Origin of the sequence: Paenibacillus sp. TAB_01, from assembly GCF_043945595.1 — a bacterium.
Taxonomy (GTDB): domain Bacteria; phylum Bacillota; class Bacilli; order Paenibacillales; family NBRC-103111; genus Paenibacillus_S.
Genome location: NZ_JBIFNP010000001.1, coordinates 399,706 through 417,346, shown reverse-complemented (window position 1 = coordinate 417,346; position 17,641 = coordinate 399,706). Strand labels below are relative to the sequence as shown.

Sequence of the window (17,641 nt, the reverse complement as noted above, 5' to 3'; positions counted from 1 at the left end):
AAATAAATTGGTTGCGGGGGCAGGATTTGAACCTGCGGCCTTCGGGTTATGAGCCCGACGAGCTACCGGGCTGCTCCACCCCGCGTCGTTATACTTTATATGGTGGAGGCTGACGGGATCGAACCGCCGACCCTCTGCTTGTAAGGCAGATGCTCTCCCAGCTGAGCTAAGCCTCCATAATGAGCATTATACCATAAAAAACTAGTTGTACCAAGTTTTTTATTGGTGACCCGTAGGGGATTCGAACCCCTGTTACCTCCGTGAAAGGGAGGTGTCTTAACCCCTTGACCAACGGGCCTTGCTTTAAAGTATTGCTACGGAGAGAGAGGGATTCGAACCCTCGAGACGCTTGTGACGCCTACACGATTTCCAATCGTGCTCCTTCGGCCAGCTCGGACACCTCTCCAAATGGCTCCCCGAACAGGACTCGAACCTGTGACAACTCGATTAACAGTCGAGTGCTCTACCAACTGAGCTATCAGGGAATGAAATGAGCTATTCTTTTCAAGGTTGCACCTTGAAAACTAGATACGAAACAAGCATACATCCTTCTTCTTTGCTGTTCTCTTGGATAAGCCCTCGACCGATTAGTATTCGTCAGCTCCATACCTTACGGCACTTCCACCCCGAACCTATCTACCTCGTCGTCTTCAAGGGGTCTTACATACTGGGAAATCTCATCTTGAGGGGGGCTTCACGCTTAGATGCTTTCAGCGCTTATCCCGTCCGTACGTAGCTATCCAGCCGTGCTCCTGGCGGAACAACTGGTACACCAGCGGTACGTCCATCCCGGTCCTCTCGTACTAAGGACAGCTCCTCTCAAATTTCCTGCGCCCACGACAGATAGGGACCGAACTGTCTCACGACGTTCTGAACCCAGCTCGCGTACCGCTTTAATGGGCGAACAGCCCAACCCTTGGGACCTACTTCAGCCCCAGGATGCGATGAGCCGACATCGAGGTGCCAAACCTCCCCGTCGATGTGGACTCTTGGGGGAGATAAGCCTGTTATCCCCAGGGTAGCTTTTATCCGTTGAGCGATGGCCCTTCCATGCGGTACCACCGGATCACTAAGCCCGACTTTCGTCCCTGCTCGACCTGTTTGTCTCGCAGTCAAGCTCCCTTATGCCTTTGCACTCTTCGAATGATTTCCAACCATTCTGAGGGAACCTTGGGGCGCCTCCGTTACTTTTTAGGAGGCGACCGCCCCAGTCAAACTGCCCACCTGACACTGTCCCCATACCGGCTTACGGTACCAGGTTAGAACTCCGATACGATCAGGGTGGTATCCCAACGTCGCCTCCACCCAAGCTGGCGCTCAGGCTTCTCAGGCTCCCACCTATCCTGTACAGATCGTACCAAAGTCCAATATCAAGCTGCAGTAAAGCTCCATGGGGTCTTTCCGTCTTGTCGCGGGTAACCTGCATCTTCACAGGTATTAAAATTTCACCGGATCTCTCGTTGAGACAGCGCCCAAGTCGTTACGCCATTCGTGCGGGTCAGAATTTACCTGACAAGGAATTTCGCTACCTTAGGACCGTTATAGTTACGGCCGCCGTTTACTGGGGCTTCGGTTCATAGCTTCGGGGTAAACCCCTAACCACTCCCCTTAACCTTCCAGCACCGGGCAGGCGTCAGCCCGTATACTTCGCCTTGCGGCTTCGCACAGACCTGTGTTTTTGCTAAACAGTCGCTTGGGCCTTTTCACTGCGGCCCCCTCGGGCTATTCACCCTACCGAGGCACCCCTTCTCCCGAAGTTACGGGGTCATTTTGCCGAGTTCCTTAACGAGAGTTCTTCCGCGCGCCTTAGCATGCTCTGCTCGCCTACCTGTGTCGGTTTGCGGTACGGGCACCTTCTCCCTGGCTAGAGGCTTTTCTTGGCAGCCTGAACTCATGACCTTCGCTACTGCAATTTTCGCTCCCCATCACAGACCAGCCTTAACGATGTGCGGATTTGCCTACACACCAGCCTCTCTGCTTGGACGGACATCCATCAGTCCGCGTCACTATCCTTCTGCGTCACCCCATTGCTCATAACGGTTCACGGTGGTACAGGAATTTCAACCTGTTGTCCTTCGACTACGCCTTTCGGCCTCGCCTTAGGTCCCGACTTACCCTGAGCGGACGAGCCTTCCTCAGGAACCCTTAGGCTTTCGGCGGATCAGATTCTCACTGATCTTTTCGTTACTCATACCGGCATTCTCACTTGTATGCTGTCCAGCGCTCCTTACGGTACACCTTCTACCTACATACAACGCTCCCCTACCCAAGCGTCACCTTCATTCCAGCTTCGAAGCGGCGCGTTTAGCCTGAGGGCATTTAGCCAGATTCTTTGATCCAACCCCTAGAGGTGGAATCTGGCGAATGTCCCGTGTCTAAACGGCTTCCTCAAAGATGCAATGAAGGTGACGCGAGCCATAGCTTCGGTGGTGTGTTTAGCCCCGTTACATTTTCGGCGCAGAGTCACTCGACCAGTGAGCTATTACGCACTCTTTCAATGGTGGCTGCTTCTAAGCCAACATCCTGGTTGTCTTTGCAACTCCACATCCTTTCCCACTTAACACACACTTGGGGACCTTAGCTGATGATCTGGGCTGTTTCCCTCTTGACAATGGATCTTAGCACTCACTGTCTGACTCCCGGGATAAAGTATGTGGCATTCAGAGTTTGACTGGACTTGGTAACCCTTGGCGGGCCCCGCACCCAATCAGTGCTTTACCTCCACTACTCATCTCCCGAGGCTAGCCCTAAAGCTATTTCGGGGAGAACCAGCTATCTCCGAGTTCGATTGGAATTTCTCCGCTACCCCCACCTCATCCCCGAATTTTTCAACATTCGTGGGTTCGGGCCTCCAGTGCGTGTTACCGCACCTTCACCCTGGGCAGGGGTAGATCACACGGTTTCGGGTCTACGTCCACGTACTGCGATTTTTCGTAAGAAAATATCGATACGCCCTATTCAGACTCGCTTTCGCTGCGGCTCCGGCTCTTCACCTTAACCTTGCACGGGAACGTAACTCGCCGGTTCATTCTACAAAAGGCACGCCATCACCCATGAACGGGCTCTGACTTCTTGTAAGCACACGGTTTCAGGTTCTATTTCACTCCGCTCCCGCGGTTCTTTTCACCTTTCCCTCACGGTACTGCTTCACTATCGGTCGCTAGGGAGTATTTAGCCTTGGCAGATGGTCCTGCCTGCTTCCCACGAGGTTTCACGTGTCTCGCGGTACTCGGGATCCGTCTAAGGTTTTCGCAAAATTTCGATTACAGGGCTGTTACCTTCTGTGGCCGGCCTTTCCAGACCGCTTCATCTACTCTGCTAAACCTACATTGACGTCCCACAACCCCAGAGGGCAAGCCCTCTGGTTTGGGCTGTTCCGCTTTCGCTCGCCGCTACTGACGGAATCACTCTTGTTTTCTTCTCCTGAGGGTACTTAGATGTTTCAGTTCCCCTCGTATGCCTCCAACTACCCTATGTATTCAGATAGCGGTAACTGAGTATTACCTCAGCTGGGTTCCCCCATTCGGACATCCCCGGATCAACGCCTGCTTACGGCTCCCCGAGGCGATTTCGTCGTTCGCCACGTCCTTCGTCGGCTCCTAGCGCCTAGGCATCCTCCGTGTGCTCTTATTAGCTTAACCAGTGTTCGATACAATCGAACGGCAGCTAAAGATGGTAAAGAGTAAGATCATAAGATCTACCTCTTTCAAGGATGATTCTATGCTTTGTTTCGTTATCTAGTTTTCAAGGAACAAGCTATCCTGCAACGGGTAAACGAAGTTTCCATCGTTTCAGTTGTCAGTAGGTTTGAGAGTCTATTGCACCTCTCAAAACTGAGCAACGAGTGAGTGATATTGCAACTGTTACATCGTGCTAGACGATGTCAGTTGTCAACAAAGTTTGCAGCTTGCGCTGCTTTATGTCCGATGACCTGCCGTCATCATGGACTCCATAGAAAGGAGGTGATCCAGCCGCACCTTCCGATACGGCTACCTTGTTACGACTTCACCCCAATCATCTACCCCACCTTCGGCGGCTGGCTCCCTTGCGGGTTACCCCACCGACTTCGGGTGTTGTAAACTCTCGTGGTGTGACGGGCGGTGTGTACAAGACCCGGGAACGTATTCACCGCGGCATGCTGATCCGCGATTACTAGCAATTCCGACTTCATGCAGGCGAGTTGCAGCCTGCAATCCGAACTGAGACCGGCTTCTAAAGATTCGCTCCAGATCGCTCCTTCGCTTCCCGTTGTACCGGCCATTGTAGTACGTGTGTAGCCCAGGTCATAAGGGGCATGATGATTTGACGTCATCCCCACCTTCCTCCGGTTTGTCACCGGCAGTCACTCTAGAGTGCCCAACTCAATGCTGGCAACTAAAGTCAAGGGTTGCGCTCGTTGCGGGACTTAACCCAACATCTCACGACACGAGCTGACGACAACCATGCACCACCTGTCTCCTCTGTCCCGAAGGAAAGGTACATCTCTGTACCGGTCAGAGGGATGTCAAGACCTGGTAAGGTTCTTCGCGTTGCTTCGAATTAAACCACATACTCCACTGCTTGTGCGGGGCCCCGTCAATTCCTTTGAGTTTCACTCTTGCGAGCGTACTCCCCAGGCGGAGTGCTTACTGTGTTTACTTCGGCACCAAGGGTATCGAAACCCCTAACACCTAGCACTCATCGTTTACGGCGTGGACTACCAGGGTATCTAATCCTGTTTGCTCCCCACGCTTTCGCGCCTCAGCGTCAGTTACGGTCCAGAAAGTCGCCTTCGCCACTGGTGTTCCTCCACATCTCTACGCATTTCACCGCTACACGTGGAATTCCACTTTCCTCTCCCGCACTCAAGTCATCCAGTTTTCAGTGCGATCCGGGGTTGAGCCCCGGGCTTAAACACCAAACTTAAATAACCGCCTGCGCGCGCTTTACGCCCAATAATTCCGGACAACGCTTGCCCCCTACGTATTACCGCGGCTGCTGGCACGTAGTTAGCCGGGGCTTTCTTCTCAGGTACCGTCACCTCAGGAGCAGTTACTCTCCTGAGCGTTCTTCCCTGGCAACAGAGCTTTACGATCCGAAAACCTTCATCACTCACGCGGCGTTGCTCCGTCAGACTTGCGTCCATTGCGGAAGATTCCCTACTGCTGCCTCCCGTAGGAGTCTGGGCCGTGTCTCAGTCCCAGTGTGGCCGATCACCCTCTCAGGTCGGCTACGCATCGTCGCCTTGGTGAGCCGTTACCTCACCAACTAGCTAATGCGCCGCAGGCCCATCTGTAAGCCACAGATTGCTCCGTGTTTCATGATTCCCTCATGCGAGAAAACCAGCTATCCGGTCTTAGCTATCGTTTCCGATAGTTATCCCGGTCTTACAGGCAGGTTGCCTACGTGTTACTCACCCGTCCGCCGCTAACTTCACCCGAAGGTGAAATCCGCTCGACTTGCATGTATTAGGCACGCCGCCAGCGTTCGTCCTGAGCCAGGATCAAACTCTCCATTAAAGTTGTAGAACTTGTAACAGAGCTTGTCTTAAGCTCAAAATTTCTTGCTAGCGAGAATTTGCATTTTCTTTATTTCACTCACTCGTTGTTCAGTTTTCAAAGGGCAATGCTTCATTATTCCCGATTTCCAAAGCCACACCAAAGTGCGATTTCTTTGTCGGTTATTGTCACCCCGTTCAGCGGCGACTTTTATAATATATCACATTCACCGTTCTTAATGCAAGCATTTTTTCCAGGAACATTTTTGAATCCTGCTCACATGCTTGGATGATTGTGCGCCGTTTTCAGCGGCGAGGACTAATTTAACACAGGGCGATATTGAAAGTCAAGCTTCAGCTAAAAATTATTTTCAGTATTGCATCGGAAAGCCCGACAAAACGGCTGGGCTCCCCGACAGCATGTACTATTTAGGGCTACTCAATCATGCCCTCGACTGGACTGCTGGCCGAGGCATAACGCTTCTTGGGGATTCTTCCGGCAAGGAATCCTTTCCGCCCGGCGGCAACAGCGAGTTTAAATGCCTCCGCCATTAGCGCAGGATTGTCGGCCCCTGCCACAGCGGTGTTTAAAAGTACGCCGTCCGCACCTAGCTCCATAGCCAGAGCCGCATCCGCCGGCCCGCCAATACCCGCGTCTACAATAACCGGTACCTTGACTTCTTCAATAATGAAACGAAGCTGATTCGGATTGGCGATACCCTGTCCCGAACCGATAGGAGATGCGCCAGGCATTACAGCTGCCGCCCCTGCTTCCTGCAGCTTTCTGGCAAGGATCGGGTCGTCGGATGTATACGGAAGCACGATGAAGCCAAGATCGACTAGAATTTTCGTAGCTTCCAGCGTCCCGATCGGGTCAGGAAGCAGCGTCTTGGGATCTCCAATTACTTCTACCTTGATCATATCGCACAATCCTGTAGCCTTGGCCAGCTTGGCAATACGTACCGCTTCCTCGACGGTATAAGCCCCTGCGGTATTCGGAAGCAGAGTAAACTTTTTGAGATCGAGCGTTTCCAGGAAGTTAGGCGCATCCGGGTTGTCAATCGGCAGACGGCGGATAGCAAACGTAAGCACTTCCGATTCCGATGCTTGAACCGCTTGGCTCTGTATATCCAGGGCAGGAAATTTGCCTGTTCCCAAAAGCAGCCTTGATTTAAACTCGTAAGGACCAATTTTCAATATATCCGTCATGTTCAATGCCTCCATTAGATGTATTCAGTTAGAATCCGGTAAAGTCAAACATTCAAGCGAACGAAATTCATGCCATAAAGCGGTATAAAGCGAACATAGTTCAGAAGTACAGCGGCACGCTGATTCGTCTGTACAGCAAATATCTATTACCAAACTTTTTAGTGCCTGGGAGAGCGCAGATTACTTAGCCCCCACCAACAAAATGCACGATTTCGATACGGTCGCCATCGTTTAAGCGCGTTTGCTCATAATCCGTTCGTTCGATAATGTCCCGGTTCAATTCGATAACGAGTATTTTTTGCTCTAATTTAAATTGAACAAGCAAATCTGCAACCGTTGCAGCGTCCGTCACCGTGCGCGCTTCACCGTTAATAACCAATTCCACAAGAACCACCTCGTTTCTCAAAGATACATCCAGCTTAGAATCCAATGAGCAGCTGCAAACAAAAAAAGCCAACCTCATAAGGGTTGACTTGGTAAGACATGCCTTGTACAGCATCGCTACGTCCATCCACTTCCCTACGCTGGTATCATCCAGTAGCATGCTGCTTTAAGCACGCAAATCAGGTTCCAAGGGTCAAGGAACAGCTTCCTTTTCTCAGCCTCACATCACAAGGCTCCCCCAGTGGCTATTCAGTTCAATGAAGATTATAGCAGAAATGCGTAATTTTGTCCCGTGTTAAGTTTGCGGTTGGTAAAAACATCCTCAGCTATAGGCTCGTATAACGAATCTCCAGTACGGATACCTGTTCATCCATCGTGTAAATGATCTCTTTAGCCAATATTTTTTTGACTAGTTTATTTAGAATCAACGGCAGTTCATTCTGAAGATCCGCAAGCTTCTCACACTGCTGAAGCTCATGCAGGCTCCATGCCTGCTCACGGCTGGCCAAAATATCAAGGAGCACCTTACAGCATCGCTCCATTTTGGACATGACGGAAAACTCACAGGCCAGCAAAACGAGCTGCACTCTTTGCTTGAGCGTCTCCTTGCTCATCGTCAGCTCTTCATAGAGCTTGTAGACTCCCGGATTGACGCCTTTGACCTGCCGCCACACCGTCGTTTCAGGATGCAGCCCTGCCTCGATAATAACGATCCTCGCCCAATGGTGGAGCGCTTCTAAAATGTTATTATACGCATCGAGCAGGTGATCGTTTAGAATATATTCTTTGCTCTCCGAATATCTCCGCAAAAATCTGGAAAACTCGATCAGCAGCTTTTGCTCGCGCATTTCCTGGGGAAATTCAAGCATACGATGCCGCAGGCTTTCCAAATATACATTCCGATCCAGAAGAATCTCTCCTTTTAAGATCCAATAGATAAGATTGCGGCGCTCCCCCTGCACGACAATATGCTCTAGCGAGGAAGTACATATCCATCTTTCTTGTATACGACAGTTGTCTTTTATATAATGATATTGTTGATCGGTTTTCAGGTCTTCATTTGAAATGACGAGCAGCAGGAGATCGAAACCGTCCGTAAGCGCGGAAAACAGAGACGGATTGTCCACCGCCAGGACGCTGATGACTGCTTCATCTTCCCGGAGCCTGGCAACCAGCTGTTCCTTAATGGCGTTCATCGCTGCAGCCTCCCGAATATTACATTCCTAGATACTTCTTATTTCTACACAACCGGGCGGTTTCCCTGCATCGATTTGGTGACAAATTTCACATTTATTTCAGAAAGAAGTGACGAAAGTTGAGATTTAAGTCCAGTAAGGTTAACGAATTTCGTTTGTGGGGTCTTCTGCTGACAATGGGCGGCATGCTACTAATGATTGTCGGCTTGGCGGGAATCGTCTTTGATTGGGGTCCGGCGGGTAAAATTATGGCCGTTACGTTCATGTTTATCGGAGCCATCGCTATGCTGGCGAGCATGGGAATTTATTTCTGGGCAGGAATGATGTCCACCAGCGCTACGGTTATCGAGTGTCCGGAATGCGGAAAACCAACGAAACTGTTGGGCAAGACCGACCGCTGCATGTTCTGCAAAACCATCTTGTCTCTTGATCCAAAGCATGATCCAAGCGCTCCAAACGCCTAATCGTGTAATAGGCACTCTCCATGAGTGACTTTCCTATGTGGTAAAAAAAGACCGGTACCTCGTTCCTCCGTATTTGCGGAAAATGAGATACCGGTCTTAGTTATTTTATTAGATGAATAGTTTGATTAGGGCTTATTCGCGAGCGTTGACTGAATTAACGGCCAGATCGAAGGCGTCTCATACCCTCGTCTCCAGGAGGCAACGCCCGCCAAATTATATTTGTTCACCAGTTCGATCCGCGCTTTCACGGACACTTCATCCTCAAGCCAAACCTTGTTCAGCTTGTCGCCTTCCTTATACTCTATATAATTTTGTCCCGCTTCGGGTAAGTAGACCGGTGTCAGATTCTTTTCCTGAATTACCTTTAGCGGCGTATCCATATAGACGGATTTCGAGCTGACCTTGGTTTTACCATCCACTGTCTCTTCGGTCCATACTCTCGTGTAAAACGGCACGCCCAGTATGAGCTTGGATGCGGGGATTTGATCTTCCTGCATCAACTTCACTACATTCTTCTCCACCCATGGCAGCGACGACACGCTTCCCGCCGTCGGGCTGCTGGCCCAATACTCGTCGTAGGCCATGATCATCATGTAATCCAAGGACTCGATCAACGCTTTACGGTCATAAAATAAAGACCACATTTCGCTGTTGGATTTAGGCGTAACGTCCATCGAAACAATCAGTCCCTGCTCATGCATTAATGGAACCATTTCGCGGACAAATTGGGTCAAATTCTCTTTATCCTTCGTATTCACATTCTCAAAATCGATATTGATCCCCTGGAGGGAGTACATCTGTGCGTAGCTGAGCAGCTGCTTGATCATCTTCATCCGCTTATCATAGGTGGACAAAGCCTCCGTCGTGCGCTTGGGTTCAAAGCCGTTGCTGAACAGCGCCCATACCTGTATATTCTGACTGTGCGCCCATTTGACATAAGCCGGGTCCGCCAAGTTCTTCAGCGTTCCCTGCCCGTCGTCCAAATGAAACCAAGTCGGGCTGACTACATTCAAACCGGGCATCGGCGGAAACTTGGAGGTGTCCGGATTTTTCGGAGTCGTCATCTGATCCCATGTCAGGTTAATCTTGCCGTTAATAGGCTTGGAAGGAACGAAGCCCGGCGGCAATTCTTTTTTGGGGATCGTCTCCACTTTATCCTCATGCATCTGATCTTTGCGAACGTAGCCCATATATCCGTTACTTAACTGGACTTTATACCATTCCGGGTCATCGGACCAGATCATTACCGGCTCCCCTTGCTTCAAATCGGCAAGAATCGGGGCTTTGATCGACGGCTCCTTCCGCATCGCAACCGTCTTATCGGGCTTGCCCGGATAAGAGTTCGTCAGTCCCCACTGCAGCGTATCTCCTTCTTTGAGAAGGATAACCGCCCCCGTCTCGGAAGATTCTCTCAACTCAATACGGTACAGGTCACTTCAAAGGATCGATAGGCAAATAAAGCGTTCCGTTCACTTTCTCCATCGGAAATTTCAAAGTAAACGGCTTTTCGTTGATCATTCCGGTCAGCTGGCTCGTTTTGAGCCGCAGTACTTTGTCCTGCGTCGTAATAATGGTAGAGTCGGAAGAAGACTCGTAGATCATAGTAGGATCGATCAGTTCCTTTACCGTATCGAAAGGAAGCTTCAAGGTTTCCGCTTTTCCTTCAGCCTGCTTCTCTAACATCGTCCCCTGATAAAAAATCGGCTTGGTCAAACCGTCAAATGAAGGCGCTTCATGCTTGCCGGTCGGTACGTACTGCACCCAGAAAAAAGCTGTCGCTATCCCTAAAAGAAAGGCCGCTACAACCATAAGACCCGTTCTTTTGCGGGGACGATTCTTCCTCGGCGCATATTTCAGGTAATCCGATTCCATCATTTCACTCCCATGGTGCTGTTTTTGTTAAACGGTTTCTCTGCAGCCAGGCAGTCCCGGCTTCAGTTTCTTCAGGTGTAAACCGCATAGTAACATCCTTACTAAAAGACGCAGCATTTTTGTCAGAAGTTGCAAAATCATTGCAGAAAATGTCGTACCTATAAAAAAGACGCGCCCGAACCACCTGTCCGACAAGTGGCCTCAAGCACGTCCATTATACCGCAACTTCGGCAAAGCGTTCCATGAAAAATATTAAGCCTGCTTCGCAGCCAGGCAATCCGAGCAAATACCGTACACCTCTACCCGATGGCTTTTGACCTGAAAGCCTGTCTCGAGCCCGGCCGTCCGCTCCAAATCATCCAGCGGTTTGTAGGCAAAGTCGACGAGCTTGCCGCACTGTTCGCACAAAGCATGGTAATGCTCCGACATATCCGCATCGAATCGGCTTGAATGATCTCCATAGGTCATTTCGCGGACCAGTCCGACCTCGATAAATACCTTCAGATTGTTGTACACGGTAGCTACGCTCATGCTCGGAAACCGGGGCGCCAACGCTCTATAGATTTCATCCGCTGTCGGGTGGGTCATCGTATTCAATAAAAAGGCGAGGATAGCATGTCTCTGAGGGGTCATGCGCACACCTGTCGTTTTCAGTTTAGTTAACGCTTGCTCCAATCTGGAATCCATGCTGTTCACCGCCCAATCCGTTAACAAGAGTATCTCTTTATTTTAAGTGGCAAACTTTCAATTTGTCAATCCAGGAGCAAACCACTTTACTCTGATGCCGGCTAGATGGACGACCGGATGGCAAGAGAACCGTTCGTGTCGAGCTTGATTTGGTACTTGCCCGTTCCGATCTTGCCTTCGATTTCCTTTCCGAAAATGCGCAGCGGCAAAGTCGAATGGTTCGAAACGGACTGGCCCTGGCCTTCAATCTGAAAATCTCCATTGCCCGGGAGCGCTACGTCAATCTTCCCGTGTGTCGTATGCAGACTCCAATCCCCGGCAACCGCGGCGCCGTTCACCTCAATGGAACCGTTCGTCGTTCTTGCCTCAACCCCCGACCGCGTATCGTCCAAACGAATTTCGCCGTTCGTCGTCTCGGCTGCAATGGCTCCGGACACCTTGGCTGCCGTCAGCTGCCCGTTCGTCGACTTCAACCGCAGGTCGCCTTCATGTTCCTCGGCTTCTATGGAACCGTTCGTCGTCTGCAGCTTCAGCTTGCCCTTCGTCTTCTCCGCACGGATCTTCGCATTCGTGGATTGAAAATCGAGCCCCGCCGCCTCGACCTCGGTAAGCCGGATGGCCCCGTTCGTTGTCGTGCCTTTGAACTCCTTCGCCAGCTTCAGCTGCTCTGCGGTGATGCTTCCGTTAGACAGGTCCAAAGTCAATCTGGCTGTGCGCTGTGCACGCTCCGGAAGGGTAACGATTAAATTCATTCTCACCTTACGCATGCCCCAGAAGTGATCCCTATCCGGGCTAACCGTCTTGATAGTTAAAGTATTGCCGGCCGTCTCCGATTCCACCCGGGATTGCTCCGCCAACTCTTCGGCCTGACTCTCGTCACCGAATCCAACCTGAACCGTTGAGTGAATCACAATCCGATCCGAGTCGCCTGTCCGAATCGTTACATCGCCCGCCGGGTTGGTCAGTACAATCCGTTCCAATCCGTCGGGAACCGGGAGTTCTGTCATTCCCTGCTCGTAAGACTTCTCTTGGGTAAAATGCGACCAGCCGTTATGCATCCAAAGCTCCGACCGCATGCTGACTACAACGACCGCGGAAATGATGACCGCAAAAATCAGACCGGCCAAATCCAGCTTCAGCGCTTTATCGCTTTCTTTGAATCTGGAATTAAACCAGATATATTCCAAACCCAGCGCGATAAACAGCAGCGGCCACCATTCAATGAGCCGCTCCGTCCAAGCGGTACCGGCATACTGGTCAACAATAACTGCGGCTCCTACTGCAATTAACAGCAGCGCTGATGTAAAGCGTCCTGCTTTACGCATGGGGGTTCCCTCCTCTCTGCTGAAAGCTGAATGCCCCGGCAGCTACTTTTTAAATGATTCTCTCAGAAACAAAACAATCCCGGCTACAATAAGAACGACAGCTCCTATCGAGGAGCCTACAAGCTCAAACAGCTTGTTCAACCATGCCGGCTTGCTGCTGACAAGGAACAAAAAGGCTCCGCCTATAACCAACAGATAACCGAAGCTGCTCCCCTTGAAGCGCCTCTTTCCCTTAGGGAAGACGTCGTCGCTGCTGTTAAAGCCTCCGAACGAATCGGCAAATCCGTCGCTCCAGCGCCCATTGACCCGGTCTGTCTGCTGCAGGGCATCGAAAATATTGTAAAAATAAATGACCGGCACAAAAAGCGAGAACAGCACGATAAGCGGAATATTCGTATTGGAGCTGGTCGCAAAAAAGACAATTGCAAAAATATCCAGGATAAGGAGCAGCATCAGACTCATCCCCCGCTGCATCAAGCCCAAATACAGCTGACCGGTTCCCGGTATAAGAAAGGACAGCAGGCACGCCACCCATTTGCTTTTTCTCATTGAGCTTCGGAAAGGATCCAGCCGAGGCGGCATTCGATCCTGCCTGGCATGCCCCCAACGCTCCATACGCTCCCGCAAAAACGCTTCTTCTTTTTCTTCCTCGGTTAACAAGGGCTCCTTCCGCTGCTCTTCCATCTATATTCCCTCCATTATTAAACTAATTAAACCGAACGCACGCCGTCTTCAGGAAAGCAGCTGTACCGATAACCGGTGCACCAGAAGCTCGATAAAGCTGACCTGATGCTGAACATCCGCGCTCCACTGTACCGGATTCATGGAAACCATGCGGGTCCACAGGCCGGAGCTGATGAACAAAAACGTTGCCGCGGTAGCGATAAAGCAGTGCACCAGCTCCGAGCGAAAGCGGGCATGATGATTGGGCCCGGACCGTGCGGGGGCCGTTTGCGGCTTACTCGCTTCACGAATGGCCTGCATCACGTTGTCCTCCAGACCGGGAGGCGCCTCCAGCAAGGGAAGGTCTTCCAGCGCCGATTCCAGCTCGGCAAAGGCATATAAGCCGGATTTGCAGACCGGACAGCTTCGAAGATGATGCTGTATTCTTTTGTATTCGTGCTCGGAGCATGCTTTATTCAGATATCGTTGAAGCTGAAGATCGTCCGGATGCTGCTTGTTCATTGTCTCTAACCTCCTGCCATTTTTGTTTGAGGAGCGCTTTCCCCCGGTATAAACGAGTTTCAATCGTTTTGAGGGGAAGCTCGGTGACTTCGGATATCTCCTGATAGGAGAGCTGCTTGTAGTGATACAAATAAAGTATGAGTCTGTACTTATCCGGAAGCTCGGACAATAAACGCTGAACGGTATGCTGCTCCTCCTTCTGAATGGCGACCGCTTCCGGTTCCTCTTCCCTGCTGCTGAACCAGCCCTTCAATTTATCCACCAGGGTCTGATGAGGCCTGCGTTTCTGCGCGCGGTGGTAATCGGTTACGACATTGGCGGCCAGCCGGTATAACCAGGTCGTGAACTTGGATTCTCCGCGAAAATAAATGAGAGAGCGGTACAGCTTGATAAAAATTTCCTGCGTAAGGTCTTCGGCGGTTTCCCGATGCTGGGTCATGCGGTAGACTAGCGTATAAATATAGTGCTTGTGCCTCTCTATCAAGAGACGGTACGCTTCATCATCGCCTTGACGGATCTGGTCGATCAACTGCTCATCCGTCAATTGTTCCATCGTTTCACCGCCTTCATTGTACGTTCTGTTACCTTAGACGATCCCTATGGAAGTATCCCTTCATTTTATTTGCAAGTCACCCGTTAATTTATTCGCACGATACCGAATGAACCCCGTCCATCTGCTGCAGTTCCTCCACAACGGACGTAATGTGGTTCCCTCTGGACATTCGCAGCGCAATGGAAATGATCATTTCCGTGCTCTGTCTTTCCGTATCTTCCACCGTCAGCTTCCGGATATCGTTGCCTTTGGCGGTTAAAGTCGAGGAGATGCGAGTCAAAATACCCGGACTTTCATCCGCTTGGATGCGCAGAATGCGCAGCTTTTTGCCGTCAAAATATTTCTGCTCCACCACATTGAGAACCCAAAGGCTGAGCAGCGCCAGTACGCAGGTCAAGCCGGAGGCATAATAAAACCCGGCCCCTGTAGCCAAACCGATGGCCGCAACGACCCACAACGAGGCCGCCGTCGTGAGACCCGTGATCGATTTCCCTGTATATAAAATAGTTCCCGCCCCTAAAAAGCCTATTCCGCTAATGACCTGCGCCGCCAAACGGGCCGGGTCGCGCTGGACGTTGGACAGCTTCGAAAATTCGGAGAAGCCATACATGGACAGCAGCATAATCAGTGTGGAACCGAGACAAACCAAAATATGAGTCCGCAGACCTGCCGCATGACTGCTGCGCTCCCGCTCAAAACCGATCAGGCCTCCGAGGACTACAGCCAGAATCAGTCGAAGTGTAATATGAATTTGATCAATGTACCAAGGATTTGAGGCCATAAGCTATTTCCCCCTATTTGAATTTGGATAATGAACTATATTTTAACACGGTTTAGCCTGTCCGATGAGGATCTTTTCAAAAAATTTGGTTGACTTCCCCTGCCGCGGCGGTAGACTTAATAAATGGAGAAATAAAACGTTTCAAGTGAATAATAAGCATACTTCAATGGAGGAATACAACCTATGATGCAGCCTGATCTTTCGATAAACGATAGACGACAAGCCATTACCCGATTCGCTGCGCGCAAGGCGCTGGAGCTCCCTGTTCAGCCAAGCGGATTCTGGTTTCACAACGATGTCCGCGATAACTTTTATTATGCCATCCATCTTTACGCCTATTGCGTCCAACCGACAGACTGTTCCGGACTGACGGAGCAAGAGCGTACTTCGGGAATCGAGCTTGCCGCCGGCATGATTCGCAAGGTGTTAGCTCTGCAGGTGCAAGATCCATCGCATCCGATGTATGGCCATTGGCCTTTAAATCTGGGGACGGACCGGCGTCCGCTTCTCCTAATCCGCTGCCGGTTGAACTGATGGGCTGCCTGCTTATCCTGTTCTACCACCAATATCAGAGCAGCCTGCCCGTGGAGTTGAAAAGCGAGCTGAACGTCTGCTTCGTTCATCTCTATCAAAGCAGCGTGTACCGGCATCCGCTCGAGCAGATTCATCATCATGAGGCGAAGCATACCGCATTAAAGCTGCTGCTCGGCCATCAGTTTGACGATCAGGGACTGCTGGAGCAAGGGATCGAATTTGCCAAGCGCCAGCTTCAGCATATTCAAACGTTCGGCTTCAAGGAGTACGGCGCGCTGCCCTGGCACTGGCATTGGATTCAAGCGTTTACCTGCGTCTGGGAAATCGTCGAGCATCCTGAAGCTCGCCTCATTGCCGACAGGATGCTGGAAGCGCTTTGGCAGCTTCGAGCTCATTATTATTTGAAGGGCGCCTGGGTCGGAGCCCAATCGCGGCAATGGCCGCATGACGGACCGAAGGACAATAATACGCTGCTTGACTATATTCAATTCGGCGACTTCCCGATGCCTGAGCTCATCACCCGGCTGGAAGGCGCCGGTCTATATAATTACACCATTTCGGATGAAGTTAAAAAAATCGGAATGCACCTGTCCGGGCCGGTCGAAGAGAAGCGGCTGATTCGCTTTGCCGGAGCTGACGGCACGGTGACCGAAGAAGCGCATACGTATGTATACATCACGCCGGATTATGCGGTAGGCGGTATTTGGGAGCGGCGCGACGAGTTCGACAATGAGCAGCAGCGCTGGGATGTTACCCTTCCCTTGACCGATCCTTCGGCGCAGGCCGGCGTCAACCAGGCCTTCTTCTTCCATCCGGGAGCCAAATACAAACCGGGGGATGACAGACACGCCAGCCGCTATGGAGAGGTGCTGCTTCATAAAGATACGGCGATGCAGCTGTGGGCTGCCCCATCCGGCGGCGCCGCAGAGGATATCTTCCCGACGATCATCGGGTGTCTGCCGAAAGGGGAATGGCGCTTCATCGATCGAAGCGGGTACGGACGCGTGGGAAACATATATTTGGCCTTCCACTTGATGCACGAGTTTACCATAGAGGAAAAAGCCGACCGGGTCTCGATTTCGAGTCCGCTGGTTTCCGGCAAAAACGGGGTGGCGATTGAGGCGCTCTCGGTTTCCGAGGCGAAACAGCTGGGGATTCATAACGTGCAGGAGCTTGCCGACAAAATGCAGACGCACCGGGCCAGCTTTACGACTGAGACCGATGCTGACGGATGCCAAATTGCTTATGTTACGCGAAGAGGAGAAGCGCTCAGCCTTCATTCGGCCCGAACGGTCTCCATCCATGGAAAGCCTGTCGATTGGAGCGGCTACACCATCAGCGGCTAAGCGCCGCGGTTCCTTCAAGAAGCCGTCTTGTGGTAGACGGTTAAGGTAATGCCGGGTGCAATCTCTATGATCTGTCCCGGCTCATACCCGAACTTGGTATAGAGATGAATAGCGGGAGCGTTCTTCGTGCCCGTCGATACCTTGATCATTAATCCGGGGACGGCAAGGCCCTCGGCATACTGAAGCAGCAGGGTCGCGATACCCTGCCGAAAATGCGAAGGATGAACCATCATTCTGCAGATCGTCATCTCTTTGGGACTCTGCTTCACCGATACCGCTCCGATCAGCTTCGCCGCTTCATAATAGCCGAAAAAGCATTCGCCCGAGTCCTTCAGCGTCTTGGGCGAATCCCATAAAGGCGGAATTTCTTTAAATCCGATCAGTTCAGCCTCGATACGGTAGGCCAGCTGTTGGAGAAACAGCAGATCCAGTACTTGCTGATTATCGGATAAATCAATTTTACGGATCATACGGTTCCCTCCTGAATACAGCAGCATCTTGTTAAGCAGAAGTATACAATAGGCGGGACTTTCAATCCACTCCTATTCAGGAAAAAAACGTAAACTCCTTCCGAAAAGCAGGACACCCCTCTTTGCCCAAACACGCTTAGCGTGAAGGGTTAAAGCTTG

Annotated in this window: 15 protein-coding genes, 5 tRNA genes, 2 rRNA genes and 1 riboswitch; of the genes, 3 read left to right on the top strand and 19 right to left on the bottom strand. The window is 51.2% G+C overall.

Annotation, left to right across the window (positions count from 1 at the left end):
* Positions 1–8 precede the first annotated feature (8 nt).
* The 10 genes from ACHHV8_RS02080 to ACHHV8_RS02035 form a co-directional block, all read right to left on the bottom strand.
* Positions 9–85, bottom strand: a tRNA-Met gene (locus ACHHV8_RS02080).
* Between the two features lie 15 nt (positions 86–100).
* Positions 101–176, bottom strand: a tRNA-Val gene (locus tag ACHHV8_RS02075).
* A 47-nt stretch (positions 177–223) separates the two neighbouring features.
* Positions 224–298, bottom strand: a tRNA-Glu gene (locus ACHHV8_RS02070).
* A 19-nt stretch (positions 299–317) separates the two neighbouring features.
* Positions 318–406, bottom strand: a tRNA-Ser gene (locus tag ACHHV8_RS02065).
* A gap of 3 nt (positions 407–409) precedes the next feature.
* Positions 410–485 (bottom strand) — tRNA-Asn (locus tag ACHHV8_RS02060).
* 82 nt (positions 486–567) lie between these two features.
* Positions 568–3,641, bottom strand: a 23S ribosomal RNA gene (locus tag ACHHV8_RS02055).
* Between the two features lie 314 nt (positions 3,642–3,955).
* Positions 3,956–5,498, bottom strand: a 16S ribosomal RNA gene (locus ACHHV8_RS02050).
* Together the 16S and 23S rRNA genes with 5 tRNA genes alongside form the textbook arrangement of a ribosomal RNA operon.
* Before the next feature lie 413 nt (positions 5,499–5,911).
* Positions 5,912–6,685 carry a thiazole synthase gene (locus tag ACHHV8_RS02045; RefSeq protein WP_395156329.1) on the bottom strand — a complete coding sequence of 258 codons (774 nt, stop codon included), beginning with the start codon at positions 6,683–6,685 and terminating at the stop codon, positions 5,912–5,914.
* A gap of 184 nt (positions 6,686–6,869) precedes the next feature.
* Positions 6,870–7,070, bottom strand: coding sequence for a sulfur carrier protein ThiS (thiS, locus tag ACHHV8_RS02040; protein ID WP_395156327.1), 201 nt, complete (start codon positions 7,068–7,070; stop codon positions 6,870–6,872).
* 114 nt (positions 7,071–7,184) lie between these two features.
* Positions 7,185–7,319, bottom strand: a riboswitch (TPP riboswitch).
* Positions 7,320–7,395: 76 nt separating this feature from the next.
* Positions 7,396–8,265, bottom strand: coding sequence for a nucleotidyltransferase-like protein (locus ACHHV8_RS02035; protein WP_395156324.1), 870 nt, complete (start codon positions 8,263–8,265; stop codon positions 7,396–7,398).
* Between the two features lie 119 nt (positions 8,266–8,384).
* On the opposite strand from ACHHV8_RS02035, the gene ACHHV8_RS02030 reads away from it, so the two are divergent.
* Positions 8,385–8,729 carry a DUF2614 family zinc ribbon-containing protein gene (locus tag ACHHV8_RS02030; RefSeq protein ID WP_395156322.1) on the top strand — a complete coding sequence of 115 codons (345 nt, stop codon included), beginning with the start codon at positions 8,385–8,387 and terminating at the stop codon, positions 8,727–8,729.
* A gap of 125 nt (positions 8,730–8,854) precedes the next feature.
* Here ACHHV8_RS02030 and ACHHV8_RS02025 read toward each other — a convergent pair whose 3' ends face one another.
* The 8 genes from ACHHV8_RS02025 to ACHHV8_RS01990 all read right to left on the bottom strand — a co-directional run bounded on the left by ACHHV8_RS02025 (position 8,855) and on the right by ACHHV8_RS01990 (position 15,132).
* A complete protein-coding gene (locus ACHHV8_RS02025; RefSeq protein ID WP_395156320.1) occupies positions 8,855–10,144 on the bottom strand; it encodes a glycosyl hydrolase family 18 protein in 1,290 nt (429 codons plus the stop codon).
* 16 nt (positions 10,145–10,160) lie between these two features.
* Positions 10,161–10,604 (bottom strand): hypothetical protein, encoded by a 444-nt coding sequence (locus tag ACHHV8_RS02020; RefSeq protein ID WP_395156318.1) that lies wholly within the window; start codon positions 10,602–10,604, stop codon positions 10,161–10,163.
* A 249-nt stretch (positions 10,605–10,853) separates the two neighbouring features.
* The gene (locus ACHHV8_RS02015; protein ID WP_395156316.1) at positions 10,854–11,288 is read right to left on the bottom strand and encodes a Fur family transcriptional regulator; all 435 of its coding nucleotides are present in this window, start codon (positions 11,286–11,288) and stop codon (positions 10,854–10,856) included.
* A 101-nt stretch (positions 11,289–11,389) separates the two neighbouring features.
* Complete coding sequence (locus ACHHV8_RS02010; RefSeq protein WP_395156314.1) at positions 11,390–12,613, bottom strand: DUF4097 family beta strand repeat-containing protein; 1,224 nt, start codon at positions 12,611–12,613, stop codon at positions 11,390–11,392.
* Positions 12,614–12,655: 42 nt separating this feature from the next.
* The gene (locus ACHHV8_RS02005; protein ID WP_395156312.1) at positions 12,656–13,297 is read right to left on the bottom strand and encodes a hypothetical protein; all 642 of its coding nucleotides are present in this window, start codon (positions 13,295–13,297) and stop codon (positions 12,656–12,658) included.
* A gap of 48 nt (positions 13,298–13,345) precedes the next feature.
* The gene (locus tag ACHHV8_RS02000) at positions 13,346–13,798 is read right to left on the bottom strand and encodes an anti-sigma factor family protein (protein WP_395156310.1); all 453 of its coding nucleotides are present in this window, start codon (positions 13,796–13,798) and stop codon (positions 13,346–13,348) included.
* Positions 13,749–14,351 (bottom strand): RNA polymerase sigma factor, encoded by a 603-nt coding sequence (locus ACHHV8_RS01995; RefSeq protein ID WP_395156308.1) that lies wholly within the window; start codon positions 14,349–14,351, stop codon positions 13,749–13,751. Before ACHHV8_RS01995 ends, ACHHV8_RS02000 begins: the two co-directional genes overlap by 50 nt.
* A gap of 88 nt (positions 14,352–14,439) precedes the next feature.
* Positions 14,440–15,132, bottom strand: coding sequence for an MgtC/SapB family protein (locus tag ACHHV8_RS01990; RefSeq protein ID WP_395156306.1), 693 nt, complete (start codon positions 15,130–15,132; stop codon positions 14,440–14,442).
* 183 nt (positions 15,133–15,315) lie between these two features.
* Here ACHHV8_RS01990 and ACHHV8_RS01985 point away from each other — a divergent pair, with 183 nt between their 5' ends.
* Together ACHHV8_RS01985 and ACHHV8_RS01980 are read left to right on the top strand one after the other, a co-directional pair.
* Positions 15,316–15,666: a hypothetical protein gene (locus ACHHV8_RS01985; RefSeq protein ID WP_395156304.1), complete on the top strand. Its 351-nt coding sequence runs from the start codon at positions 15,316–15,318 to the stop codon at positions 15,664–15,666.
* Positions 15,603–17,012, top strand: coding sequence for a hypothetical protein (locus ACHHV8_RS01980; RefSeq protein ID WP_395156302.1), 1,410 nt, complete (start codon positions 15,603–15,605; stop codon positions 17,010–17,012). The genes ACHHV8_RS01985 and ACHHV8_RS01980 overlap by 64 nt, the downstream gene beginning before the upstream one ends.
* Before the next feature lie 14 nt (positions 17,013–17,026).
* Here ACHHV8_RS01980 and ACHHV8_RS01975 read toward each other — a convergent pair whose 3' ends face one another.
* A complete protein-coding gene (locus tag ACHHV8_RS01975; protein ID WP_395156300.1) occupies positions 17,027–17,482 on the bottom strand; it encodes a GNAT family N-acetyltransferase in 456 nt (151 codons plus the stop codon).
* Positions 17,483–17,641 lie beyond the last annotated feature (159 nt).